The organism is Streptomyces sp. NPDC057654 (assembly GCF_042800135.1).
Lineage (GTDB): Bacteria > Actinomycetota > Actinomycetes > Streptomycetales > Streptomycetaceae > Streptomyces.
This window is the reverse complement of sequence record NZ_JBHVHQ010000938.1, coordinates 1-3187: the sequence shown is the minus strand read 5'-3', so window position 1 is coordinate 3187 and position 3187 is coordinate 1. Positions and strand designations below refer to the sequence as shown.

Here is a 3187-nt window from a genome sequence, read left to right as displayed (position 1 = left end):
TCGGGGTCGACGACGTCGTAGAGCGCCTCGCGGACCTCCTCTTCGGACGCCGGCTTCGTCGTCACAGCTGCGTTCTCACTCATGCGGTCTTCGCCTCCTCGGAGAGGGCCTTGGCCGTGGCGTCTTTCCAGGCCATCCAGCTCAGCAGGGCACACTTGACGCGGGCCGGGTACTTGGAGACCCCGGCGAACGCCACCGCGTCCTCCAGCACCTCCGCCATCGCCTCGTCCGGCTCCAGCCTGCCCTTGGACTGCATCAGCTCCAGGAACGTCTCCTGGATCTTCTGCGCCTCGCCCAGGTCCTTGCCGACGAGGAGGTCGTTCAGCACGGACGCGCTGGCCTGGCTGATCGAGCAGCCCTGCCCCTCGTACGACACGTCTTCTATCGTCGCGCCGTCCAGCCGCACGCGCAGCGTGATCTCATCCCCGCAGGTCGGGTTGACGTGGTGGACCTCGGCGTCACCGTCCCGCAGCCCCCGCCCGTGCGGGTGCTTGTAATGGTCCAGGATGACGTCCTGGTACATCGAATCGAGCTTCACATGACCACCCCTACCCGAAGAAGTTCCGTACGTGCTCCAGGCCCTCGATCAAGGCGTCGACCTCGGCGGGGGTGGAATACAGATAGAACGACGCGCGCGTGGTCGCGGGAATTCCGTACCGCAGGCACACCGGGCGCGCACAGTGGTGACCCACCCGCACCGCGATCCCCAGCTCGTCGAGGACCTGGCCCACGTCGTGGGGGTGGATGTCGCCGAGCGTGAAGGAGATCGTCGCCCCGCGGTCCTCCGCCGTGACGGGGCCGATGATCCGCAGCCCCGGCACCTCCGCGAGGCGCGCCACCGCGTATTCGGTGATCGCGTGCTCATGGGCGGCGATCTTGTCCATGCCGATCGAGGTGAGGTAGTCCACCGCCGCGCCCAGCCCCACGGCCTGCGCGATCGGCGGGGTGCCGGCCTCGAACTTGTGCGGGGCGGGGGCGTAGGTGGAGGAGTGCATGGAGACGGTTTCGATCATCTCGCCGCCGCCGAGGAACGGCGGCAGGTCCTCCAGCAGCTCCTGCCGCCCCCACAGCACGCCGATGCCGGTGGGGCCGCACATCTTGTGGCCGGTGAAGGCCACGAAGTCGGCCTGCAACGCCTGCACGTCCAGCACCATGTGCGGGGCGGCCTGCGAGGCGTCGATGGCGACCAGCGCACCGACCTCCTGGGCACGGCGGATGATCGCCTCCACCGGGTTGACGGTGCCCAGCAGGTTGGAGACCAGGGTGAAGGAGACGACCTTCGTCTTCTCCGTGATGATCTCGTCCAGGTTCGACAGGTCCAGGCGGCCGTCGTCGGTCAGGCCGAACCACTTCAGCTTCGCCCCGGTGCGCTGCGAGAGCAGCTGCCACGGCACGATGTTGGAGTGGTGCTCCATCTCCGTGATGACGATCTCGGTATCCGCGTCCACCCGATAGGGCTCATCCGCCCAGCCGAGCATGTTCGCCACCAGGTTCAGCGACTCCGAGGCGTTCTTGGTGAAGATCACCTCATCCCGGCTCGGCGCGTTGATGAACGCCGCGACCTTGTCCCGCGCCCCCTCGTACAGCGCCGTGGCCTCCTCGGCCAGCACATGCACGCCGCGGTGCACGTTGGCATTGTGCCGCTCGTAATAGCCGGCCAGCGCGTCGAGGACCTGGCGCGGCTTCTGCGAGGTGGCCGCGTTGTCGAGGTAGACGACCTTCCGTCCGTCGTGGACCTGGCGGTCCAGGATCGGGAAGTCCTTGCGGATCGCATCCGTGTCCAGAAGACCCGGCAGCGCGGCAAGGCCCGGCGATACACTCACGTGGCTGCGCCGCCCTTCACGTAGGCCTCGTACCCCTCGTTCTCCAGCTTGTCCGCCAGCTCCGCGCCCCCGGACTCGGCGATCCGGCCGTTGGCGAAGACGTGCACGAAGTCCGGCTTGATGTAGCGCAGGATCCGCGTGTAGTGCGTGATCAGCAGCGTCCCGACCTCGCCGCCCTCCCGCACCCGGTTCACGCCCTCGGAGACGGTGCGCAGCGCATCCACGTCCAGGCCGGAGTCGGTCTCGTCCAGGATCGCGATCTTCGGCTTCAGCAGCTCCAGCTGGAGGATCTCGTGGCGCTTCTTCTCACCGCCGGAGAACCCCTCGTTCACATTCCGCTCGGCGAAGGCGGGGTCCATCTGGAGCTGCTCCATCGCCGACTTGACCTCCTTCACCCAGGTACGCAGCTTGGGGGCCTCGCCGCGCACGGCGGTGGCGGAGGTGCGCAGGAAGTTGGAGACCGACACGCCGGGGACCTCGACGGGGTACTGCATGGCCAGGAACACCCCGGCCCGCGCCCGCTCGTCGACGCTCATCTCCAGGACGTCCTCGCCGTCGAGGGTGACGGTGCCCCCGGTGACGGTGTACTTCGGGTGACCGGCCAGGGAGTAGGCCAGGGTCGACTTGCCGGAGCCGTTGGGGCCCATGATGGCGTGCGTCTCCCCCTGCCGCACGGTCAGGTCGACACCCCGCAGGATCTCCTTCGTGCCATTGTCGACCTCAACAGAAACATGCAGGTCACGGATTTCAAGCGTAGCCATAAGGAACTCAGGACTCCTGGGTGACGGAGACGAGCACAGATGCCTCTGGGCCGTCTCCTTCGATCTTGACGGGGTATACGGGGACGGGGCGCGTCGCGGGGAGGCCATTCGGCTTACCGGTGCGCAGATCGAAGCTCGAACCGTGCAGCCAGCACTCGATGGAGCAGTCCTCCACCTCTCCCTCGGAGAGGGAGACGTTCGCGTGCGAGCAGATGTCGTTGATCGCGAACACCTCGCCCTCCGTGCGGACCAGGGAGACCGGCGTGCCGCCGATCTCCACCCGCTTGGGCGTGTCCTCTTCGAGGTCGCCCAGGGCGGCCGCGCGGACGAACGTCTCGCCGCTCATGCGACGGACGCTTCCAGCTCGATGTCGATCCTGGCGAGCAGCCGTTCTTCGACATCGGGGAGGCCGATCTGCTGGACGAGTTCGGCGAAGAAGCCGCGGACGACCAGGCGGCGGGCCTCGTCGGCGGGGATGCCGCGGGCCATCAGGTAGAAGAGCTGCTCGTCGTCGAACCGGCCGGTCGCCGAGGCGTGCCCGGCCCCCACGATCTCGCCGGTCTCGATCTCCAGGTTGGGGACCGAGTCGACGCGCGCCCCGTC

At 67.9% G+C, this 3187-nt stretch carries 5 protein-coding genes and 1 pseudogene; all 6 read right to left on the bottom strand.

Going from position 1 to position 3187, the window contains the following annotated elements; all coding sequences use genetic code 11:
- A pseudogene (locus ACFU99_RS38585) lies at positions 1-83 on the bottom strand (metal-sulfur cluster biosynthetic enzyme); the annotation flags it as partial.
- Positions 80-538, bottom strand: coding sequence for a Fe-S cluster assembly sulfur transfer protein SufU (gene sufU / locus ACFU99_RS38580; protein ID WP_384401860.1), 459 nt, complete (start codon positions 536-538; stop codon positions 80-82). The gene sufU and the pseudogene ACFU99_RS38585, both read right to left, overlap by 4 nt.
- Before the next feature lie 10 nt (positions 539-548).
- Positions 549-1823 (bottom strand): cysteine desulfurase, encoded by a 1275-nt coding sequence (locus ACFU99_RS38575; RefSeq protein WP_384401857.1) that lies wholly within the window; start codon positions 1821-1823, stop codon positions 549-551.
- Positions 1820-2584: a Fe-S cluster assembly ATPase SufC gene (sufC, locus tag ACFU99_RS38570; protein ID WP_384401854.1), complete on the bottom strand. Its 765-nt coding sequence runs from the start codon at positions 2582-2584 to the stop codon at positions 1820-1822. Before sufC ends, ACFU99_RS38575 begins: the two co-directional genes overlap by 4 nt.
- A 7-nt stretch (positions 2585-2591) precedes the next feature.
- Positions 2592-2930, bottom strand: a complete 339-nt coding sequence (locus ACFU99_RS38565; RefSeq protein ID WP_384401851.1) for a non-heme iron oxygenase ferredoxin subunit — start codon at positions 2928-2930, stop codon at positions 2592-2594.
- Positions 2927-3187 (bottom strand): SufD family Fe-S cluster assembly protein (locus ACFU99_RS38560; RefSeq protein WP_384401848.1); only part of this gene is annotated, 261 nt, incomplete at its 5' end. The genes ACFU99_RS38565 and ACFU99_RS38560, both read right to left, overlap by 4 nt.